This is a genomic window from Streptomyces sp. NPDC046716 (genome assembly GCF_040645755.1).
Lineage (GTDB): Bacteria > Actinomycetota > Actinomycetes > Streptomycetales > Streptomycetaceae > Streptomyces.
The window spans coordinates 18,150-38,290 of record NZ_JBEYYU010000074.1 but is presented as its reverse complement, the minus strand read 5'-3'; the positions used below and the strand labels follow the sequence as shown (position 1 = coordinate 38,290).

General features: G+C 70.8%; 26 protein-coding genes. 13 read left to right on the top strand and 13 right to left on the bottom strand.

Going from position 1 to position 20,141, the window contains the following annotated elements:
• Positions 1-126 precede the first annotated feature (126 nt).
• Positions 127-825 carry an antibiotic biosynthesis monooxygenase gene (locus ABZ930_RS36045; protein ID WP_361557881.1) on the top strand — a complete coding sequence of 233 codons (699 nt, stop codon included), beginning with the start codon at positions 127-129 and terminating at the stop codon, positions 823-825.
• 36 nt (positions 826-861) lie between these two features.
• Here ABZ930_RS36045 and ABZ930_RS36040 read toward each other — a convergent pair whose 3' ends face one another.
• The gene (locus tag ABZ930_RS36040) at positions 862-1,740 is read right to left on the bottom strand and encodes a helix-turn-helix transcriptional regulator (protein ID WP_361557878.1); all 879 of its coding nucleotides are present in this window, start codon (positions 1,738-1,740) and stop codon (positions 862-864) included.
• Between the two features lie 128 nt (positions 1,741-1,868).
• On the opposite strand from ABZ930_RS36040, the gene ABZ930_RS36035 reads away from it, so the two are divergent.
• Positions 1,869-2,912, top strand: coding sequence for an NAD(P)-dependent alcohol dehydrogenase (locus ABZ930_RS36035; protein WP_361557875.1), 1,044 nt, complete (start codon positions 1,869-1,871; stop codon positions 2,910-2,912).
• A 111-nt stretch (positions 2,913-3,023) separates the two neighbouring features.
• Entirely contained in the window at positions 3,024-3,368 is a 345-nt protein-coding gene (locus ABZ930_RS36030; protein ID WP_361557872.1) for a DUF1330 domain-containing protein, read from the top strand.
• Between the two features lie 421 nt (positions 3,369-3,789).
• Here the strand turns inward: ABZ930_RS36030 and ABZ930_RS36025 are convergent, their stop codons facing one another.
• Together ABZ930_RS36025 and ABZ930_RS36020 are read right to left on the bottom strand one after the other, a co-directional pair.
• Positions 3,790-4,149, bottom strand: a complete 360-nt coding sequence (locus ABZ930_RS36025; protein ID WP_361557869.1) for a GntR family transcriptional regulator — start codon at positions 4,147-4,149, stop codon at positions 3,790-3,792.
• Positions 4,143-5,099, bottom strand: a complete 957-nt coding sequence (locus ABZ930_RS36020; protein ID WP_361557866.1) for a DUF1648 domain-containing protein — start codon at positions 5,097-5,099, stop codon at positions 4,143-4,145. The genes ABZ930_RS36025 and ABZ930_RS36020 overlap by 7 nt, the downstream gene beginning before the upstream one ends.
• Positions 5,100-5,344: 245 nt before the next feature.
• Here ABZ930_RS36020 and ABZ930_RS36015 point away from each other — a divergent pair, with 245 nt between their 5' ends.
• Positions 5,345-5,824, top strand: a complete 480-nt coding sequence (locus ABZ930_RS36015) for a carboxymuconolactone decarboxylase family protein (protein WP_361557863.1) — start codon at positions 5,345-5,347, stop codon at positions 5,822-5,824.
• 10 nt (positions 5,825-5,834) lie between these two features.
• Here the strand turns inward: ABZ930_RS36015 and ABZ930_RS36010 are convergent, their stop codons facing one another.
• Entirely contained in the window at positions 5,835-6,431 is a 597-nt protein-coding gene (locus ABZ930_RS36010; RefSeq protein ID WP_361557860.1) for a DUF4291 domain-containing protein, read from the bottom strand.
• Positions 6,432-6,436: 5 nt separating this feature from the next.
• The gene (locus ABZ930_RS36005; protein WP_361557858.1) at positions 6,437-6,841 is read right to left on the bottom strand and encodes an ATP-binding protein; all 405 of its coding nucleotides are present in this window, start codon (positions 6,839-6,841) and stop codon (positions 6,437-6,439) included.
• A gap of 129 nt (positions 6,842-6,970) precedes the next feature.
• Between ABZ930_RS36005 and ABZ930_RS36000 the strand changes: the two genes are divergently transcribed.
• Genes ABZ930_RS36000 through ABZ930_RS35990 form a run of 3 tightly spaced genes read left to right on the top strand, consistent with a single transcriptional unit; the run spans position 6,971 to position 9,024 of the window.
• Positions 6,971-7,834, top strand: coding sequence for a helix-turn-helix transcriptional regulator (locus ABZ930_RS36000; protein WP_361557856.1), 864 nt, complete (start codon positions 6,971-6,973; stop codon positions 7,832-7,834).
• On the top strand, positions 7,806-8,078 hold the full coding sequence (locus ABZ930_RS35995; protein ID WP_361557853.1) for a DUF397 domain-containing protein: 273 nt from the start codon (positions 7,806-7,808) through the stop codon (positions 8,076-8,078). Before ABZ930_RS36000 ends, ABZ930_RS35995 begins: the two co-directional genes overlap by 29 nt.
• A 34-nt stretch (positions 8,079-8,112) precedes the next feature.
• Positions 8,113-9,024, top strand: coding sequence for a hypothetical protein (locus ABZ930_RS35990; RefSeq protein WP_361557850.1), 912 nt, complete (start codon positions 8,113-8,115; stop codon positions 9,022-9,024).
• An 11-nt stretch (positions 9,025-9,035) separates the two neighbouring features.
• Here ABZ930_RS35990 and ABZ930_RS35985 read toward each other — a convergent pair whose 3' ends face one another.
• The 3 genes from ABZ930_RS35985 to ABZ930_RS35975 all read right to left on the bottom strand — a co-directional run bounded on the left by ABZ930_RS35985 (position 9,036) and on the right by ABZ930_RS35975 (position 11,667).
• Entirely contained in the window at positions 9,036-9,629 is a 594-nt protein-coding gene (locus tag ABZ930_RS35985) for a hypothetical protein (RefSeq protein ID WP_361557847.1), read from the bottom strand.
• A 188-nt stretch (positions 9,630-9,817) separates the two neighbouring features.
• Entirely contained in the window at positions 9,818-10,495 is a 678-nt protein-coding gene (msrA, locus tag ABZ930_RS35980; RefSeq protein WP_361557844.1) for a peptide-methionine (S)-S-oxide reductase MsrA, read from the bottom strand.
• Between the two features lie 80 nt (positions 10,496-10,575).
• The gene (locus ABZ930_RS35975; protein ID WP_361557841.1) at positions 10,576-11,667 is read right to left on the bottom strand and encodes a hypothetical protein; all 1,092 of its coding nucleotides are present in this window, start codon (positions 11,665-11,667) and stop codon (positions 10,576-10,578) included.
• 55 nt (positions 11,668-11,722) lie between these two features.
• Between ABZ930_RS35975 and ABZ930_RS35970 the strand changes: the two genes are divergently transcribed.
• The gene (locus ABZ930_RS35970; protein ID WP_361557838.1) at positions 11,723-12,892 is read left to right on the top strand and encodes a cystathionine gamma-synthase; all 1,170 of its coding nucleotides are present in this window, start codon (positions 11,723-11,725) and stop codon (positions 12,890-12,892) included.
• A gap of 9 nt (positions 12,893-12,901) precedes the next feature.
• Here ABZ930_RS35970 and ABZ930_RS35965 read toward each other — a convergent pair whose 3' ends face one another.
• The 3 genes from ABZ930_RS35965 to ABZ930_RS35955 all read right to left on the bottom strand — a co-directional run bounded on the left by ABZ930_RS35965 (position 12,902) and on the right by ABZ930_RS35955 (position 14,319).
• On the bottom strand, positions 12,902-13,156 hold the full coding sequence (locus ABZ930_RS35965; protein WP_361557835.1) for a hypothetical protein: 255 nt from the start codon (positions 13,154-13,156) through the stop codon (positions 12,902-12,904).
• Between the two features lie 106 nt (positions 13,157-13,262).
• Entirely contained in the window at positions 13,263-13,754 is a 492-nt protein-coding gene (locus tag ABZ930_RS35960; RefSeq protein WP_361557832.1) for a sigma factor-like helix-turn-helix DNA-binding protein, read from the bottom strand.
• Positions 13,755-13,830: 76 nt separating this feature from the next.
• A complete protein-coding gene (locus tag ABZ930_RS35955; protein ID WP_361557889.1) occupies positions 13,831-14,319 on the bottom strand; it encodes a MarR family transcriptional regulator in 489 nt (162 codons plus the stop codon).
• A 183-nt stretch (positions 14,320-14,502) separates the two neighbouring features.
• Between ABZ930_RS35955 and ilvA the strand changes: the two genes are divergently transcribed.
• From ilvA to ABZ930_RS35940, 3 genes are all read left to right on the top strand, one after another.
• Complete coding sequence (ilvA, locus tag ABZ930_RS35950; protein WP_361557829.1) at positions 14,503-15,774, top strand: threonine ammonia-lyase; 1,272 nt, start codon at positions 14,503-14,505, stop codon at positions 15,772-15,774.
• Positions 15,775-15,903: 129 nt separating this feature from the next.
• Positions 15,904-16,878 (top strand): ATP-binding cassette domain-containing protein, encoded by a 975-nt coding sequence (locus tag ABZ930_RS35945; RefSeq protein ID WP_361557826.1) that lies wholly within the window; start codon positions 15,904-15,906, stop codon positions 16,876-16,878.
• A complete protein-coding gene (locus tag ABZ930_RS35940) occupies positions 16,875-17,735 on the top strand; it encodes an ABC transporter permease (RefSeq protein WP_361557823.1) in 861 nt (286 codons plus the stop codon). The genes ABZ930_RS35945 and ABZ930_RS35940 overlap by 4 nt, the downstream gene beginning before the upstream one ends.
• Before the next feature lie 71 nt (positions 17,736-17,806).
• On the opposite strand, the gene greA is transcribed toward ABZ930_RS35940, so the two are convergent.
• On the bottom strand, positions 17,807-18,304 hold the full coding sequence (gene greA / locus ABZ930_RS35935) for a transcription elongation factor GreA (protein ID WP_361557820.1): 498 nt from the start codon (positions 18,302-18,304) through the stop codon (positions 17,807-17,809).
• A 173-nt stretch (positions 18,305-18,477) separates the two neighbouring features.
• Positions 18,478-18,888: a DUF4307 domain-containing protein gene (locus ABZ930_RS35930; RefSeq protein WP_361557817.1), complete on the bottom strand. Its 411-nt coding sequence runs from the start codon at positions 18,886-18,888 to the stop codon at positions 18,478-18,480.
• Positions 18,889-19,019: 131 nt separating this feature from the next.
• Between ABZ930_RS35930 and mca the strand changes: the two genes are divergently transcribed.
• Both mca and ABZ930_RS35920 read left to right on the top strand, forming a co-directional pair.
• Positions 19,020-19,901, top strand: coding sequence for a mycothiol conjugate amidase Mca (mca, locus tag ABZ930_RS35925; RefSeq protein ID WP_361557815.1), 882 nt, complete (start codon positions 19,020-19,022; stop codon positions 19,899-19,901).
• The gene (locus ABZ930_RS35920) at positions 19,894-20,121 is read left to right on the top strand and encodes a hypothetical protein (protein WP_361557812.1); all 228 of its coding nucleotides are present in this window, start codon (positions 19,894-19,896) and stop codon (positions 20,119-20,121) included. Before mca ends, ABZ930_RS35920 begins: the two co-directional genes overlap by 8 nt.
• The last annotated feature ends 20 nt before the right edge of the window (positions 20,122-20,141 follow it).

Genomic DNA, 20,141 nt, shown 5'->3' with positions numbered 1-20,141 from the left:
GGGCGGCCTCCACGGCCGCGTCGAAGCAGTCGGCCGGGGTGCAGGGGGCGACGACCGGGACCGGTGCCTCGCCGTTGCGCCCCGGTCCGTGGACCGGGGCGGGCCGCCCGTGCTTGGCTGGCGGTCATGACAACGCAGACGGTCGAGTACATCCGCTACCGCATCCCGGAAGCCCGCTCCGCCGAGTTCCTCTCCGCGTACACCCGCGCGGCCAGGTTCCTGGCCGCCTCGCCCCACTGTGTCGCGTACGAACTCGACCGCTGCGAGGAGGACTTCGAGCACTTCGTCCTGCGCATCGTGTGGACGTCGACCGAGGACCACGTCGAGGGGTTCCGGACCTCGGAGCTGTTCCCCGACTTCCTCGCCGAGATCCGCCCCTACGTGGGGAACATCGACGAGATGCGGCACTACAAGCCGACGACGGTACGCGGGAAGGGCTCGGCCGAGCCGACGCTGTACGAGCGGGCGGGCGGCGCGGAAGCAGTGACCCGCCTCGTCTCCCTCTTCCACGCCCGCGCCGTCGAGGACGACCTCCTCGGCCCGCTCGTCGCCGAGCTGCCCGCCGATTACGCCGACCATGTCGCGCTGTGGCTCGCCGAGGCGCTGGGCGGCCCGCCCGGACACAGTCAGATGGCCGCCTTGCACATCGGGAAGAACCTCACCGGGCCGCGGCGCCGCCGCTGGGTGAACCTGATGCACGACGCGGCCGACGACGCGGAGCTGCCGTCCGACCCGACCTTTCGCTCCGCGTTCGCCGGGTGTGTGGAGTGGGGGGCCCGGCTGGAGACGGGGGCGTCGGGGTCGGTTCCGTCGTATCCCGGGTGACGGCCGGTGGGGGCTGGTCGCGGCCGACCGGCAAACCTAGCGGGGCGCGGTCGTGGCGTCGGCCCCCCAACTGGCCAGCAACCGGAGGGCCTCCGCCGACGGAGTCCCCGGCTCCGCGTGATACACGGACAGGAACTGCCCGTCGTCGTCCGGAAGATGCAGCGTCTCGTAGGACAGGGACAGCTCACCGACCAGCGGATGCCGCATCCGCTTCACCCCGTGCCCCTTCTCCTTCACATCGTGCGTGGCCCACAGCTTCCTGAACTTCTCGCTCTTGACGGAGAGTTCACCCACGAGCGCCGACAGCTCCGGATCGTCCGGGTTGCGCCCCGCGTACAGGCGCAGATAGCTGACCATGTCCGACGCCTTCGACTCCCAGTCGAGGAACAGCTCACGGGAGGCGGGGTCGAGGAACGTGAGCCGCGCCCAGTTCCGCTCGGCCGGCGCCAGCGCACCCCAGTCACCGAAGAGCGCCGCCGCCATCCGGTTCCAGGCGAGGATGTCCGAGCGCGCCCCGCCGATATAGGCGGGCACACCCTCCAGGTTCTCCAGCAGGTGCAGCAGCGCCGGCCGCACCTGCTGCTGACGCCGGGGCGCCCGCTGCTTGCGCCGGGTCTGCGTGGGCTTCGCCAGATGGACCAGGTGGGCGTGCTCGGTGTCGCTGAGCCGCAGGGCGCGTGCGATCGCGTCGAGCACCTCCGCCGACACATTGCGCCCGTTGCCCTGCTCCAGGCGGGTGTAGTACGCGACCGAGACCCCGGCGAGCTGGGCCAGCTCCTCGCGGCGCAGTCCCGGGACCCGGCGGTGCCGGCCGGCCTGCGAGAGCCCCACGTCCTCGGGCTTGAGCCGGGCCCGCCGGGTGCGCAGGAACTCGCTGAGTTCGGCGCGGCGGTCCAGGGTCGGGTTGTCGTCCATAGTGTCCAGTATTCCCGGTCGTACGACAGTGAGCCTGTCCCCGTCAGTAGTAGGACCACTGGTCGTACGCAAAGGGGTGACCTGCGCAGATGTCGCAGCAGGGGGTCGGCTCGGGCACGCTTGAAGCCATGACCACCACTGTTGCCGCCTACGCCGCGCCCAGCTCGAAGGCCCCGCTGGAGCGCACCACCATCGAGCGCCGTGACGTGCGCGAGCACGACGTTCTGATCGACATCAAGTTCGCCGGAATCTGCCACTCCGACATCCACCAGGCCCGTGAGGGCTGGGGTGAGGCCATCTTCCCGATGGTCCCCGGGCACGAGATCGCCGGTGTCGTCGAGGCCGTCGGTTCCGGTGTCACCAAGTTCAAGGTCGGCGACCGGGTCGGCGTCGGCTGCATGGTCGACTCCTGCCGCGAGTGCGAGAACTGCCTGGCCGGCAATGAGCAGCACTGCCTGAAGGGCAACGTCGGCACGTACAACGCCGTCGGCCACGACGGGGAGCCCACCTACGGCGGCTACTCGCAGAAGGTCGTCGTCGACGAGGCCTACACCCTGCGCATCCCGGACGGCCTGTCGCTGGACGTGGCCGCGCCGCTGCTCTGCGCGGGCATCACCACGTACTCGCCGCTCAAGCGCTGGGGCGCGGGCCCGGGCCGCAAGGTCGCCGTGGTCGGCCTGGGCGGCCTCGGCCACATGGCCGTCAAGCTGGCGCACGCCATGGGCGCCGAGGTGACCGTCCTGTCGCAGTCGCTGCGCAAGAAGGACGACGGCCTGAAGCTGGGCGCCGACCACTACTACGCGACCAGCGACGAGCAGACCTTCAAGGACCTGGCGGGCTCCTTCGACGTCATCCTCTCCACGGTGTCGGCGCCGCTGAACTTCGGCGCGTACCTGAGCCTGCTGAAGACGAACGGCGCCCTGGTGAACGTAGGCGCCCCCGAGGAGCCGATCTCGCTGAACCTGTTCTCGCTGATCGGCGGCAACAAGGTCCTCGCCGGCTCCGCGATCGGCGGCATCGCCGAGACCCAGGAGATGCTGGACTTCTGCGCCGAGCACAACCTGGGCGCCGAGATCGAGCTGATCGAGGCCAGCCAGGTCAACGAGGCGTACGAGCGCGTCATCAACTCCGACGTCCGGTACCGCTTCGTGATCGACACGGCCACGATCTGAGCGCCTGAACCTTTCCGAAGGCCACTCCTCATGACCTGAGGGGTAATCGACGCCCTCCCCGGGCTCCCGGCAGGATCCCCCTATCCCGCCGGACCCGAGGAGGGCTCGCTCATGACCGCCTACGCCATCGCCGTACTGCGCCCCACCCAGCCCGTGCACCCCGACGTCCTGGAGTACATCGAGCGCGTACAGGGAACCTTCGAGCCCTACGGCGGCCGGTTCCTGTCGCACGGCAAGCCCGGGGAGTGGCTGGAGGGGGAACGCCTCGGCGACCTGGTCATCGTCGAGTTCCCGGACCTGTCCCGCGCCCACGACTGGTACGCGTCCGACGCCTACCGGGAGATCCTCCCGCTGCGCGCGGACCACATCCCGGGGGAGCTGGTCCTCCTGGACGGGGTGCCGGTGGGATACGACGCGGGGCGCACGGCGTCGGTGATGCGGGCGGCGCGGGGGTGACGGCGTCTGCGTCCGGGGGGCTCGGGGTGTGAGTCCGCGCCCTGGGCGTTCGGGGTGTGAGCCCGCGCCCACGGCGCTCGGGTTGTGAGTCCGCGTCCGTGATCAGGGGTGTGAGCCGCGTCCGTCCTCGGGGCGTGAGTCCCTCCTGTGCTCGGGCGTGAGCCCGCGTCCGTGCTCAGGGCGCGAGCCCGCCCCGTACCAGCCCCACGATCTCTGTGAGTCCGCGTCCAGGGTGCTCGGGGTGTGAGTCCGCGTCCGTGATCAGGGGTGTGAGCCGCGTCCGTCCTCGGGGCGTGAGTCCGCTCCTGCGCTCGGGCGTGAGCCCGCATCCGTGCTCAGGGCGCGAGCCCGCCCCGTACCAGCCCCACGATCTCTGTGAGCCCGCGTCGACGGGGCTCGGGGCGTGAGCCCGCGACCATGATCAGGGCGCGAGCCCGCCCCGTACCAGCCCCACGATCTCGTCGTCGCTCAGCCCGAGCCGCCGTCCCTCCACCACCAGCGCCCGCACCTTCTCGGACAGCCGGGCCCGCCCCACGGTGGCCGCCCCGCCGAGCACCACGGCCCCCCGCCCGCGCCGCAGCTCGATGACCCCCTCGTCGCGCAGCCGCTGGTAGCCCCGGAGCACCGTGTGGAGGTTGACCCCCAGCGAGTCGGCGAGCGCGCGGGCCGACGGCAGTCGCTCGCCCGGGGCCACGTCCTCGTCGGCGACGGCGCGCCGCACCTGCGCCGCGATCTGGTCGCCGAGGGGAGTGGCGGAGGCGGGGTCCACGCGGATCAGCACGAGGTGCCCTTTCTGGCGGCGAGCGAGTTGAGCAGGGCGGCGGCGGTTCCGGCGTCGTCGACGGTGACGGCGAACTCGCGTCCGCTCGTCCGTCGTACGACCAGGGCCTCCCCGGCGCGCAGGACCACTCCGGTCGCGCCCGGCCGGATCCGGTACCCCCAGCCACCGAAGTCACCGAGCGGGCTGATCGTACGCCGCGACGCGCTCTCGACCTCCTCCAGCGGTATCCGCACCCGCGGCCACGACAGCCCGCCCTGCGCCACGACGAGCCCTCTCGGCCCGACGGTCACCCGGACCCGGCCGAACACCAGCGAGACCAGCCCCGCGCCCGCGACCACCAGCCCCCACAGGGTGAGCAGCGCGGCGACGACGAGCCCGGCCACGATCAGACCCGCCGCGATGAGCGCGAGGGGCAACGACCCGGCCTGCCGGACCCAGACCGCCCGCTCGCCCTCGCGCAGCGAAAGCGCGGTGCCGCCCGTGCCGCCCTCGCCCACCTCCCACGTACGCGGCCAGCCCCGGGTGAGCAGCCACCCGACCCCACCCGCGACGACGGCGACCGCGCCCGCCACGGCCAGGTGCCACCAGGGCATACGGGCGTCATGGGCATCGCCCACAGCGGCGTTCACCCGCAGCACGGACACCGAAACGGACCCCAGCAGCCCCGCCGTCCCCCAGCCGAGCACGACGGTCCACCGCGCGGCGCCGATCCGCTGCCGTCCCGCGGCGAGGGCGAACAGCACCCCGGTCCCGACCAGCATCAGCAACCCGGTGACCAGGAACCCCTTGGCCGACGAGAACCCGTCGGGCGACCCGCTGCCCGGGAAGTGCGTCGCCATGGGGTCGGGCAGCCGGTCGCGCAGCGCGATGTGCACGCCGGTCGCGACGAGCGCGGCCACGGCGAACGGGAGCCCGGCGAGGAGGGCCCGGGGAGCTGGCGAGGGCTGCATGGTGACTCCGTCCACTGATTATTCGCTACTTGTTAGCGTCATAGTAGAACAATAAGCGCCCGGGGCAAAGAGGGGGAGAAGACGGCCGCCCGTGTGGCCGGGGCGCCCGGGACACCGGCCGGGCCCGCGATGTGACACCGGCGGCCGGTGCGATGCGCCACAGCGTCGAGCTGTCACGGGGGCGAGGTGGGCGGGGTCTTGTGTGCGAAGGGCGGCCGCGACGGCCGCCACGACAGGAGGCCACCATGAATGCCCGCTTCAACCTCTTCGACAGCCCGACCGCGGCGAAGGTCGCCAAGCGCTTCTACAACGTCTCGCTCGCGCTGGAGGGCTCCACGCTCCCCAAGTCCCTCAGGGAACTGGTGCAGTTGCGGGTCAGCCAGCTCAACGGCTGCGGCTTCTGCGTCGACGCCCACACCAAGGAGGCCGCTCTCGTCGGCGAGAGCGCGCTGCGCATCAACCTGGTCGCGGCCTGGCGTCACACCACCGTCTTCAGCGACGCCGAGCGGGCCGCGCTCGCCCTCGCCGAGGAGGGCACCCGGCTCGGCGACCGGGGCGTGACCGACGAGACCTGGCAGGCGGTGCGCAAGCACTTCGACGACGACGAGGTCGGCGCCCTGGTCTGCCTGGTCTCACTGATCAACGCGGCAACGAGGATGAACGTGATCGTGCACCTCGCCGGCGGGTCCTACGAGCCGGGCATGTTCGCCGCCTCGGCCGACTGACCCGGGCGGTTCAGGAAACGAGGTGCCCGAGCTGCAACTCGCCGACGGGGTAGGGCCGTTCGACCGGAAGCAATCGGGCGGCCCGCTCCGTGTCCCCCTCGCCGACGGCGGCCCGCACCTCCCGCGCGAGCGGCGTCACGTCCCTGATGCCGACCGTCCACTCGTCCGCGTACCGCGGCACGGCCTCACCGGAGAGTCCGAGCTGGAGCGAGCGGTGCTCCAGCGGCCGCAGCCGCAGATCCCGCTCCGGATCCCACTGCACCCGCGCCGGCGACTGCCTCAACTCCCGCTTCCAGGCCGCCTGGTCGCTGTGCACCCCGCGCGTGTAGCTCGACAGGCACGCATGCCGCAGCGCCCACTCGAACCCCTCCCGCGTGATGTCGACGGCGAGCACGACCTCCTGCCCGTCCTTCTCCGCCCAGCCGCAGCGGTACATCATCCACAGGAAGGACGGCTTGACCCACGTCATCCGGTCCCGCTTCCACAGCGCGGGGAACCGCCCGTCGCGGGCGGCGGGGAGCCCGATCTCCGGGCGGTACGCCTGATAGACGGTGATCGTCGACGCCGTGTACGCGGCGCGGATCTCGTGGCGTGGTGCGGATGTCATGCCGTTCAGGGTGCTGTGGTGGACGCCGTCCGGCCAGCGATTTTCCCGTGCCGCCCGTCGCCGCGATCCTCCGCGACCTCGCACCACACCGTCTTCTCCCGCTCCCCCTGCCGCACGCCCCAGCGCACGGCGACCGCCCCGAGCAGCGCCAGCCCGCGCCCCGACTCGTCGACCGGCGCCGCGTGCAGCAGAACCGGCAGTGCGCGCGGATCGGGGTCGGTGACCTCGATCCGCGTACAGCCGCCGTCCCCGTCCCGCACGACGACCGTCACCGGAGTCCCCTCCCCGAGATGGTCGATCACGTTCGTCACCAACTCACTGACGCAGAGCCGGACATCGAACCCGTGACCGCGAAGCCGGTACCGCAACTCGGGCACCGCCTTCGCGGTGGCCAGCAGATCGATCCTCATGTGGGGGCTCCCTGGGTCGTGTGCACAGCGTGACGAACACCTCACACTTTGACGTCGCCCCACGTACCGTAAAAGGGATTCGGCGTCCGCAGACCGGGCTGCGGACGCCCACGCCCCGGACGGTGAACGATGGCGCGACGCAGGGACATCGACGGCTCCATGAGCGTTCCGACCTTCTACGGCAAGGAGCTCCGCTGGAAGCGTGAGGCCGCCGGGCTCTCCCTGGAGGACCTGGTCCGGGGGAGTTTCTTCGGCAAGACGTACCTCAGCGACATCGAGCGCGGGGAGCGCCGGATGCCGCTGGATCTGGCCCGCCATGCCGATCAAGTGCTCAGCACCGACGGGTACTTCGAGCGGAACTGTGAGGATGTGCGCAGGGCGCGGCGGGGTGCTCACGCCGAGTATTTCCAGAAGGTTCTGGAGGCGGAGAAGCACGCCAAGGCCATAGAAGTGTGGGCTCCCGCGGTCTTCCCGGGACTGCTGCAGACGCCGGCGTACGCGAGGGCAGTGGTTCGGGCGGCCCACCCGCTGGCGCTCGACGAGGAGGTGGAGCCCAGGGTCACCGACCGAGTGGCGCGTGCCCGTCTCTTCGAGGACGACCATCGGCTCCCGGAGTACTGGGCGGTTCTGCACGAGGCGTTGCTGACTGATCCGGTGCTACCGGCGGGGGAGATGGCCCACCAGCTCGACCGGATCGCCGAGTTGGTGGAGCGCCGCCGCATCGTTACGCAGATCGTTCTGCGGAAGAGCGGCCCGCATCCCTTCATGTCCGGGACTGCCCAGCTCATGACTTTTCCCGACGCCCCGCCGCTGGTGTACACAGAATCGCTGCACAGCGGCGAGACCATCGACGATCCGGCCCTCGTGGAGGAGTACCGCAGGTCGTACGATCTGCTCAGGGCCGTCGGGCAGTCCCCGGACACGTCCCTGGCCATGATCAAGGCAGCGGCAGAGGATTACCGAAATGGCAAGCAGCCGGACCGACTTGAGTGACGCGCTCTGGTTCAGGAGCAGTTACAGCAACGGTAGTGGCGGCGAATGCGTGGAGGTCGCCCGTGACTTCCCCGGTGCCGCGCCTTGGCGCAAGTCCACGTACAGCAACGGCGACGGCGGCCACTGTGTCGAGGTAGCCGACGGAGTCCCCGGCATCGTCCCGGTCCGCGACAGCAAGAACCCCGGCGGGCCCGTGATCATGGTCGAGCCCACCGCCTGGGCGTCATTCGTCGCCGCCCTCTGAACGAGTCGGCCGAACCGGAAAGTGACGTCTCGTCGTGCCCCGTGAGATTCCCCTGCCGCCCTACGACATCGCGGAGCTCGTACCGGAGTTCGCGAACCTCGCCAGGGACACCGTCCTGCTGTACCCGAGGAGTGGCGAGCCCGGCGTGCACCACAGCTCCATGGGCGGTCCGCTGCTCTGGCCGGCTGACGAGCCATGGCCGTACTGCGCTCAGCCCGGGCACTGGGCTTTCGGCACGGGCGGCGGTTCAGGGGCTTCAAAGCCCGGTGCGGTGCCCCTGGTGCCGGTGATTCAGCTCTTCGCCCGCGACGTTCCCTGGCTGGAGTTCCCGCCGGGGAAGGACGTGGTGCAGTTGCTCTGGTGCGCCCTGATCCATGACAACGATCCGGCCGGGGCGGTCCTTCCGAAGCTGTACTGGCGCAGTGAGGCCGAGACGGTCGCGGCGGGGTTGACGTACGACGTTCCCGCACCCCGAGCGGGTGAGTACGAAGAAGACTTCGTGCCGCGCCCCTGCACGGTCTGCCCCACCCCCGTGGTCGAGTACCCCGGTTACGACCTGCCCGATGGGCTGCTGACCGAACTGCGCCCTCGGCTCGAAGCGCTCGAGGACCGCTTCGGGTGCCACTACACGGAGGTGGCGAGCGCCCTGCAGAACAAGGTGGGTGGCTATCCGGCCTGGAACCAGCGCCCGAACTGGCCGCACTGCGAACAGGGCCACCGCATGGAGCACCTGTTCAGCGTCACGGGCGAGCCGGCCTACGGACGCTGGCTCCCGCTCGACGACCACGAACCCGGCACCACCCCGCCGAAGTGGGACGCTCCAGCGGCGCCGGACGTCCTGGAGAGCATCGGACCGGACCTGGAGATCGGGGACGCAGGAGGCATGTACGTCTTCCTCTGCCGCCAGTGCCCCGATCTCCCGTACACACATCGCTACGACTGCTAGAGGCCGTCGTGTCAGAGCCCGGCGGCATTGGTGGGGAGCCAGACCCGGTGGCGGGTGCGGAGCCGGTCGCGTTCCGCGGGCGTGGTGAGGATGACGTCCGCGCCGCCGTCGTACGGATGGTGGATGCGGGTCAACTCCGTGTCCGTCACGAATACTTCCGCCAGTACGTCGTCCGCGACCGCGCGGAGTACGGGGTCGAGGATGCCCCGTTGCCAGGTGCGGCGGTCCGCGTAGAGGTGCGTGTACGTGTGGAAGTCCGGGTCGGGGTCGGAGGTGTCCGACTCCGTCCACCACCGCTCGCCCTGAGGGTGCAGGCCCGAGCGCCCAGAGCGGATGGCGGCCCCCGCCTCCGTGAACGACCAGTCCGTCGTCACCACGTAGACGTCGCCGCCTGCGAAGAGCTCGGCCAGGACCGTGTTGTACCGGTCGAGCACCGTCGCGTACTCCGCCTCCGTCCCGGGGTACCGCTTCGACTCCGGCAGGCTGTGGAAACGGACCCAGCGGTCCGCGTACGTCGTACGGAACGTGTGCGCGAGGGGCGGGCCCGAGGGGTGCCTGGCCCGCCACAGCGAAGCCAGGTCGGTCGGCTCAGTGCGGTAGGGCACAGTCGTCCTCCGTCAGGTGCAGGCCGCGCAGGGCTCGCAGCTCTGCCGCGGGGAAGTGGTGCAGGTGCCGCCCGTCCCGCTGCCGAAGGACCCACCATGACTCCGCCGGTCTCAGCTTCCAGTTGAAGCTCGGACTCCCTGCCATCCCGTCCCCCCTCAGTCCGGCATGCCTTCGCGGCTTGCTGTGACTACTTCTCCGAGACCTCAGACGCCGGTGCCACGCCCACCGGACACGACACCCCCGTCCCCCCGATCCCGCAGTACCCGCCCGGATTCTTGTCCAGGTACTGCTGGTGGTACGGCTCCGCCGGATAGAACGGGCGGTCCTCGGCCGGCAGCACCGCCGTCGTGATCGTGCCGTGGCCGGAGCCGGTCAGGACCTGTTGGTACGCCGCACGCGAGGCCTCCGCGGCGGCCGCCTGCGCGGGGGAGTGGGTGTAGAGCGCCGAGCGGTACTGCGTGCCCACGTCGTTGCCCTGGCGGAAACCCTGGGTCGGGTCGTGGTTCTCCCAGAAGAGCTTCAGCAGCGCCTCGTACGGGACGACGGAGGGGTCGTGGACCACCCGCACGACCTCCGCGTGGCCGGTCAGGCCCGAGCAGACCTCCTCGTACGCCGGGTTCTCGGTGGAGCCGCCCTGGTAGCCGACGAGCGTCGTCCACACGCCCGGCACCCGCCAGAACACGCGCTCGGCGCCCCAGAAGCAGCCGAGGCCGAAATCGGCGACGGCCAGGCCCTCCGGGTACGGGCCGAGCAGCGGGGTGCCGAGGACCGTGTGCCGCTCCGAGAGCGTGAACTCGGGCTCGGAGCGGCCGCGCAGGGCCTGGTCGGGGGTGGGCAGGGCCGGGGTACGGCCGAAGAGCGCCATGAGTGTGCTGCCTCCCGGGTGGTGTCGGTGACGTCGCGGTCGTCCCGTGCAACAACCCCGGCCCACCACGGGATTCCGGGTCAGGCGGACAGCGTCGCCGGGCTGCCCCCGTTCGCCTCGTACCCGGCGACCGCGAGCGCCCGGTACACGGCGTACGACGCCGCCGGATCGGCCTCCGCCGTCCACGGCACGGCGCCGACATGGCCGTCCACCCGCACGAGCTGCTGCATCGCCTCGGACCAGCGCTCCGCGCGCACCAGGAAGAACACCAGCAGATGCCGTACGTGGGCGAGCATCGGGTCGTCGGGACGGGCCGCGTGCACCGCGAACAGCGCGCCGTGCAGGGCCTTGCTGACGACCTCGCCCTCGTAGAAGCCGCGCACGAGGTTCAGGTCGGGCAGATGCTCGTACACCGCGAAGAGCGGCAGCGCGGCCAGCAGCGAACCGCGCGGGGCGCGGGCCGCGGCGGCCTCGGCGAAGGCGAACGCCAGCTCGCGCGAACCGTGCCACTTCTCGCACCAGTAGCGCAGGCCCGCGAGATGCGCGCCCATGTGCCCCGGCGCGGTGTCCAGGATCTTCAGCCAGACCTGCTCGAACTCCGACTGCGAGTAGCCGAGCCCGCGGGCCACCGCGAGATGCGTGATGTGCGGGACCGGATCGCCCGGAGCGAGCAGCGCGGCCTGCTCACAGGCGCCGCGCGCCTCCTCCAGGATGATCCGCTGCTCGTCCTCGGTGCCGCCGCCCCGCCACGCCTGCTGCACCAGGAACTCGGCGAACACCTGTGCCCCGCCCGCGTCCTTCGGCTGCTGCGAACGCCACGCGTGCAGCCAGCCGGCGCCGAGCCGCGGCGTCTGCTGCGCTTCGAGCGCGGCGGCCCCGGCGATCGCCTGCACCCGCTCCCACCGGGTCTCGGTCTCCTTGCCGGTGCCGGCAAGCAATTGCGAAGCGGCCGTGAAATCTTGATTGCGCTGCACGACGGACATCACGTCGAGCAGGTCCTGGTCGGGTCCGGGCAGCCGGACGTCCAGTTCCTCCTGCCGCATGAATCCGTAGTCCGCCGGATCGGCGGCGTCCGGCGACCCCGGTGCCACCTGACGGATGCCGCCCCGCCTGCGCAGCATCACCACCCAGGCGATCATCAGCACGGCCATCAGCCCCCAGAGAATTCCCATGCTTCAAAGCTAACCGAGGCGGCGACGGCTCCACGGCCCACTACTCTCGGGGCTCATGAGCGACACGCACAGCGAGAGCGAAGCCCCGCGCGGCTTCGAGACCACCGCCATCCACGCCGGGAACACGGCCGACCCCGTCACCGGCGCCGTGGTCCCGCCGATCTACCAGGTCTCCACGTACAAGCAGGACGGCGTGGGCGGTCTGCGCGGCGGCTACGAGTACAGCCGCAGCGCCAACCCGACCCGTACCGCCCTGGAGGAGAACCTCGCGGCGCTGGAGGGCGGCCGCCGCGGCCTCGCCTTCGCGTCGGGCCTGGCCGCCGAGGACTGCCTGCTGCGTACGCTGCTCAGCCCGGGCGACCACGTGGTCATCCCGAACGACGCGTACGGCGGCACGTTCCGCCTGTTCGCGAAGGTCGTCTCGCGCTGGGGCGTCGAGTGGTCGGTCGCGGACACCAGCGACGCGGCGGCGGTCCGGGCCGCGCTCACCCCGAAGACCAAGGTCATCTGGGTCGAGACCCCGTCGAACCCGCTGCTCGGCATCACCGACATCGCCGCCGTCGCCCAGGTCGCCCGCGAGTCCGGCGCCCGCCTCGTCGTCGACAACACCTTCGCCAGCCCCTACCTCCAGCAGCCGCTGGCGCTCGGCGCGGACGTCGTCGTGCACTCGCTGACCAAGTACATGGGCGGCCACTCGGACGTCGTCGGCGGCGCCCTCGTCGTCAGCGACGAGACGCTGGGCGAGGACCTCGCCTACCACCAGAACGCGATGGGCGCGGTCGCCGGGCCCTTCGACGCCTGGCTGGTGCTGCGCGGCATCAAGACGCTCCCCGTCCGCATGGACCGGCACAGCGAGAACGCCGCCCGGGTCGCCGAGATGCTCACCCGCCACCCCCGCGTCACCAAGGTCCTCTACCCGGGCCTGCCCGAGCACCCGGGCCACGAGACCGCCGCGAAGCAGATGAAGGCGTTCGGCGGCATGGTGTCGTTCCAGGTCGAGGGCGGCGAGGCGGCGGCCGTCGCGGTCTGCGACCGGGCGAAGCTGTTCACCCTCGGCGAGTCCCTGGGCGGCGTCGAGTCGCTCATCGAGCACCCGGGCCGGATGACGCACGCGTCGGTCGCCGGCTCGGCCCTGGAAGTCCCCGCCGACCTGGTCCGGCTCTCCGTCGGCATCGAGTCGGTGGACGACCTGCTCGCCGACCTGAAGCAGGCACTCGGCGCCTGAGCCCCGGGCTCACCAGCCCGTCAGCGGTGGAGTCGTCTGCGACGGCGGCTCCACCCACGGGCGCGTCATGGTCGCCCACACCAGGAACGCCACCGCCGCCGCGGCCAGCACGCACCACAGCAGCCGCCGCACGGCCCGCCGCCTGCGCAGCACACGGGCGCCCCGGCGCATCGCCTCCGCGCACAGCTCGGCGGGGACCACCGGCGGCGCGGCGGAGTCGAGCACGGCGCGCACCGACGCCGACTTGCGGTTCTCCAGGCTCATGACCGGTCCTCCGGGCTCATGACCGGCTCTCCGGGCTTCATGACCGGTCCTCCACGCTCACGACCGCCCTCCGGGCTCACGACCGGCCTCGGAGGCATCACCGGGCTCATGTCGAGGCCGCCTTCGGCAGCGGCGGCACGGGCGTCGGGTCGCGCGGCGGATGCAGCACCAGGCCCATGGCGCGGGTGTGCACGGCGCGGACCCGCTCCATGGGAAGGCCGAGCAGCGCCGCGACCTGCTCCTCGCCGACGCCTTCGAAGAGCCGGAGAACGAGGATCAGCCGTTCCTGCGGCGACAGCCGCCGCAGGACGCCGCCCGGCCGACGGTGCTGGAGCCGGAGCGGCCAGGCGCCGCGCGCGAAGCGGACGGCCAGCTCCTTGCGGGCGCAGTCGTAGGGATCCTCCCCCCGAAGACGGTCCCAGGAGGCATACGTCCGGGCGAGGGAGGCCGTGAGAAGTTTTCGCGCGCGGGGATTGTCGTCGGAGGGCTCGGCGGTCAGCAGCGTCGCGGCATGGAGCAGCCGCCCGGCCGCGCCCGCGACGAACGCCTCGAACTCACGGGCCCGGCGGGCATCCCGGGACGCCTGCCGATCGCGCACTCTTCATATGAGGCCTGCCGCGGCCCCCCGGTCAAGAGGCGGGAGCCGCGGCAGTACGGAGGTCCGGGCTCCGGTCTCAGGAGTCGGCGGGCGGAGCGGCCTGACCCGACTGGCGCGCCGAGAGGGCCGTGTTGAAGCGCGTGAGGAGCGCGCAGAACTGCTCGCGCTCCTGCGGCTCCCAGTCCTGCGTCAACTGCGCCATCAACTCCTGACGCGACGAACGGACTTCGTCGAGACGGGCGAGACCGCGCGGGGAGAGCTGGAGCACGACGGCCCGGCCGTCCTCGGGATGCGACGTGCGCTTCACGAGACCGGTGTCGACGAGCGGGGCGACCTGGCGGGTCACCGTCGAGGAATCGATCCCCATGCTCGCCGCGAGGGCTTTGACGCCCATCGGACCTTCTTTGTCGAGGCGGTTGAGCAGCAGATACGCGGCTCGGTCCATGGAATTGCGCACCTGCCCGACCCCGCCGAGCCGGGTCTGTTCGGCGCGACGGGCGAAGACCGCCACCTCGTGCTGCAGCGTTTCGAGGAGGCCGGTGTCGCCGGCGGTCGACATGTCCATCGTTTCCTGTGGTGTGGGCATGGCCGGGGGCTCACTTCATGCGTGGGTGGTGGATTGCACTCAATTACGAGATTGGCCCACAGAGTACGCGGCGAAAGCGCTGGCCGTACCGGCCGTGCGCAATCCGGTCTCGGAGGCTGAACATCCCGGGTGACCCACGGCGTGAGCTGCGAGACTTCCGTCATGAGCTACAGCGCGTCTGACTCCTTGCCTTTCCCGGCCGCGGTCACTCTGGACGACGTACGCGGTGCCCAGAAGATGCTCTCCGGAGTGTCCCGGGTGACAACGATGGCGCACAGTCACCACCTCTCCCAGCTGCTCGGATCTCCGGTGCACCTGAAGTGCGAGAACCTCCAGCGGACCGGTTCCTTCAAGCTGCGCGGCGCCTACGTGCGGATCGCGGGCCTGCTGCCCGAGGAGCGGGCCGCCGGGGTGGTGGCGGCGAGCGCGGGCAACCACGCACAGGGGGTGGCGCTCGCCTCCTCGCTCCTGGGCGTGCGCTCCACGGTGTTCATGCCGGTCGGCGCGCCCCTGCCCAAGGTCGCCGCGACCCGCGACTACGGCGCTGAGGTGCGGCTGCACGGCCAGGTGGTGGACGAGACGCTGGCCGCCGCCCAGGAGTACGCCGAGCGGACCGGCGCCGTCTTCATCCACCCCTTCGACCACCCGGACATCGTGGCCGGGCAGGGCACGCTCGGCCTGGAGATCCTGGAGCAGTGCCCGGAGGCGCGCACGATCGTCGTCGGGATCGGCGGCGGTGGCCTGGCGGCCGGGCTCGCGGTCGCCGTCAAGGCGCTGCGCCCCGACGTGAAGGTGATCGGCGTGCAGGCGGCGGGCGCGGCCGCGTACCCGCCCTCGCTGGCGGCCGGGCGCCCCGTGGCGATCGACGCCCCCGCGACCATGGCCGACGGCATCAAGGTGGGACGGCCCGGCGAGATCCCGTTCCGGCTGATCGCGGGGCTGGTCGACGAGGTCCGTACGGTGACCGAGGACCAGCTCTCCAGCGCCCTGCTGCTCTGCCTGGAACGCGCCAAAATGGTCGTCGAACCGGCCGGTGCCAGCCCGGTCGCGGCGCTGCTCGCCGATCCCGCCGGCTTCGAGGGTCCGGTCGTCGCGCTGCTGTCCGGCGGCAACGTCGACCCGCTGCTCATGCAGCGCGTCCTCACCCACGGCATGGCCGCCGCCGGCCGCTACCTCTCGCTCCGGCTGCGGCTCACCGACCGTCCCGGCGCCCTGGCCACACTGCTCGGGGTGCTGTCGGTGGCCGACGCCAACGTCCTGGACGTGGGCCATGTGCGGACCGACCCGCGGCTCGGGCTCACGGAGGCCGAGGTGGAGCTGCACCTGGAGATGAAGGGGCCCGCGCACTGCGCGGCGGTCGGGGAGGCGCTGCGCGCGGCGGGCTACACCGTCACCGCCCAGTCCCTCGGGGAGCCCCTGGGGCAGTCCGCGTAAATCCATTGCCGATACGCGATACATCGCGATAGCGTGTGGCCCGCGTCACGCTTCGCCGGGCATGTGCTGCCCGGTAAATCTACAATTTCGTTACAAAAGGGACGCGAGCCGATCATTTGGGGGAAGCACATGCCAGGCGCCATCTACGCCGAAGGTCTGGTGAAGACCTTCGGCGATGTCCGGGCTCTGGACGGGGTCGATCTGGACGTGCCGGAAGGCACGGTCCTCGGCCTGCTCGGGCCGAACGGAGCGGGTAAGACGACGGCGGTCCGCTGCCTGACCACGCTGCTGACGCCCGACAGCGGCAGAGCGGTCGTCGCGGGCATCGACGTCGTCAAGAATCCGAACGAGGTCCGCCGCTCGATCGGCCTGTCCGGCCAGTTCGCCGCGGTCGACGAGTACCTGACCGGCCGCGAGAACCTCCAGATGGTCGGCCAGCTCTACCAGATGCGGGCCAAGGAGGCGAAGGCGCGCGCGGGCGAGCTGCTGGAGCGGTTCAATCTCGCGGACGCCGCCGACCGCCCCTCCAAGACGTACTCCGGAGGCATGCGCCGCCGCCTCGACCTCGCGGCCGCGCTCGTCGTCTCCCCGCCGGTGATGTTCATGGACGAGCCGACCACGGGCCTCGACCCGGTCAACCGGCAGCAGTTGTGGGAGGTCATCCAGGAGCTGGTGGCGGGCGGCACCACACTGCTGCTCACCACGCAGTACCTCGAAGAGGCCGACCACCTCGCGCACGACATCTGCGTCGTCGACCACGGCCGGGTCATCGCCCGCGGCACCTCCGACCAGCTCAAGGCCCAGACCGGCGGCGAGCGCGTCGAGGTCGTCGTGCACGAGCCCGAGCACATCGCCGCCGCCCGGGAGATCCTGGCCGGCTTCGGCAAGGGCGAGACCACCGTCGCCGAGCACACCCGCAAGCTCACCGTGCCGGTCACCGGCGGCGCCAAGCTGCTCGCCGAGGTGATCCGCGACCTGGACGCCCAGGGCATCGAGATCGACGACATCGCCCTGCGCCGCCCGACCCTCGACGACGTCTTCATCTCACTGACCGGGCACCTCGCGGAAGCGGCGGAGCAGGACGAACAGGAGAGCCGCTCATGAGCGCCGTCACCGACAGCGTGCGCACGCCCCGCGCGGCGGGCGGCCTCGGCCAGTCCGTCCGGGACTCCCTGGTCGTCGGCAAGCGCAATCTGATCCGGATGACCCGGATCCCCGAGATGATCCTCTTCGGGATCATCCAGCCGGTGATGTTCGTCGTGCTGTTCACGTACGTCTTCGGCGGCTCGATCTCCATTCCGGGCGCGGGCACCAGTCCCCAGGCCTACAAGGAATTCCTGATGGCCGGCATCTTCGCGCAGACGGTGACCTTCGCCACCGCCGGTGCGGGCGCGGGCATCGCCGACGACATGCACAAGGGCCTCATCGACCGGTTCCGCTCGCTGCCCATGGCGCGCGGCGCGGTCCTCACCGGACGCACCCTCGCCGACCTCGTGCAGACCGCCGTGACGCTCGCCGTCCTCGCAGCCGTCGCCCTGCTCGTCGGCTGGCGCACCCACGAGAACATCGGCAAGGTACTCGCCGGCTTCGGCCTGCTCCTGCTCCTCGGCTACGCGTTCACCTGGATCGGCGCCCTCATCGGCCTGTCCGTGCGCACCCCCGAGGCGGCCACGTCGGGCGGCCTGATCTGGCTCTTCCCGCTGACCTTCATCTCGAACGCGTTCGTGCCGGTCAACGGCATGCCGAAGTTCCTCCAGTACGTCGCGGAGTGGAACCCCTTCAGCGCCACGGTGGCGGCGGCCCGCGAGCTGTTCGGCAACACGATCGACGGCGTCCCCAAGTCGGTGACCGGCGCCTGGCCCATGGAGCACCCGGTCTGGGCCTCCCTGATCTGGTCGGTGCTGATCATCCTGGTCTTCCGCACCCTCGCCGTCCGCAAGTACCGCAAGGCGGCCGGCTGACCGTCCCGCACGCGAGAAGGCCCCCGGAGCGCGCATGCTCCGGGGGCCTTCTCGCGTACGACAGTGGGGCGTCAGCCGCTGTACGGCTCCGCCTTGAGGATCTTGACCGAGGCCAGCTTGCCGTTCGGCAGCTCGTACTGGGCGTCCTCGCCGACCTTCTTGCCGTTCACGCCCGTACCGAGCGGCGACTGCGGCGAGTACGTCTCGATGTCGGAGCTCGCGTACTCGCGGGAGGCGAGCAGGAACTCGAGGGTGTCGTCCTCGTCGCCGTCGAAGGCGATGGTGACGACCATGCCCGGCGCGACGACACCGGAGGCGGCCGGAGCCTCGCCGACCTTGGCCTTCTCAAGAAGCTGGGTCAGCTGGCGGATGCGGAGCTCCTGCTTGCCCTGCTCCTCCTTGGCCGCGTGGTACCCGCCGTTCTCGCGCAGGTCGCCCTCCTCGCGCGCCGCAGCGATCTTCTGCGTGACTTCCTCGCGCGCGGGACCAGACAGATGAGCCAGCTCGTCCTTGAGCTTGGTGTACGCCTCCTGCGTCAGCCAGGTGACGTCTTCGCTGGTCTGGGTCACAGGTCGCTCCTCGTAGGTACTGGGATACAAAGCATCGCCCTACCCAGAAGGATGTTCCCTCTCGGGTGGGCGAAACCACGAGCCTAACAATTCGCCGGCCAAAGGGGGAGGACATAAGGCATCAGTTTTACGTCAACGCAGGTCAGCCACGATCAGGCCGTCGTCGGCCGGAGTCAGTCGGCGTGGCAGCCGAGCAGCTCGGCCGTCGTTCCCCTGCCCCCGGACGTACGGAGCGTGACGACCTTGTCGATCCGGTCCTGCTGCTGCTCGAAACGGAAGTCGGCGCGGCCCACCTCGGAGCCGACCGCGTCCTGGGAGCGGATCGTGCAGTAGCCGGAGGTGCCGGTGTCCTTGCGGATCTCCAGGTGGACCTTGACGCTGTCGTCGTAGGTCTTGAACGCGATGACCTCACCGCTGAACTTGGCTCCGCCCGCGATGTAGTACCAGCCGAACCAGACCATCATCGCGGCGAACAGGGTGCCCAGCACGATCGCGGCGATCCGCAGCTTGCGGTCGGCACGGGCGTCGGCGCTGCGCGGCGAGCTGTAGCGCCCCTCGGGCAGGTGCTGCTGCACGGCGCTCATCAGCCAGTTCCTCTCGCCTCGCCCGCCGGGATGCGGACGCCGGAATTTTCGGCCCCCCGGTTCGGTCACTATAGAAGCCGCCCATTGCACCGAAACACACCAGGGCGCCCTATCTCACCGAGGATCTTGTCTTGACTGAGCAGCTGCGACTGATGGCCGTTCACGCCCACCCCGACGACGAGTCGTCGAAGGGCGCGGCCACCATGGCCAAGTATGTGTCCGAGGGGGTGGACGTGCTGGTCGTCACGTGCACGGGCGGCGAGCGCGGCTCCATCCTCAACCCCAAGCTCCAGGGGGACACGTACATCGAGGAGCACATCCACGAAGTGCGCAAGAAGGAGATGGACGAGGCGCGCGAGATCCTCGGCGTCAAGCAGGAGTGGCTCGGCTTCGTCGACTCGGGGCTGCCCGAGGGCGACCCGCTGCCGCCGCTGCCGGAGGGCTGCTTCGCGCTGGAGGACGTCGACAAGGCGGCCGGCGAGCTGGTCAGGCAGATCCGCTCCTTCCGCCCGCAGGTCGTCACGACCTACGACGAGAACGGCGGCTACCCGCACCCCGACCACATCATGACCCACAAGATCACGATGGTGGCCTTCGACGGGGCGAACGACCCGGTCGCCTACCCGGAGGCGGAGTTCGGCCCGGTCTTCCAGCCGTCGAAGCTCTACTACAACCAGGGCTTCAACCGCCCGCGCACCCAGGCGCTGCACGACACGCTGATCGCGCGCGGCATGGAGTCGCCGTACGGGGACTGGCTCAAGCGCTGGGACGAGTCCGACCGGGTCGAGCGGAACCTCACCACGCACGTGCCGTGCGCCGACTTCTATGAGATCCGCGACAAGGCGCTGGTCGCGCACGCCACGCAGATCGACCCCGACGGCGGCTGGTTCCGGGTTCCGATGGAGGTCCAGAAGGAGGTCTGGCCGACCGAGGAGTACGAGCTCGCGAAGTCGCTCGTCGACACTTCCCTCCCCGAGGACGACCTCTTCGCGGGCGTGCGCGAGAATGCCTGATGTGATTGCGAATCTGGCATTGACCCATCTCGTCCCTCTGGCCGCGACCGAGGTCGACGAGGACAAGGTGACCCCGGGCGTGCTCGGCTTCATCGTCTTCGCCGTGATGGCCCTGGCCGTGTGGGGCCTGATGAAGTCCATGAACAAGCACATGCGCAAGGTCGACTTCAAGGAGAAGTCGGCCGAGCCGGCCGCCGAGGACCGCCGCACCTCCGCCTGACGCACCGGCGATGAGTTCCG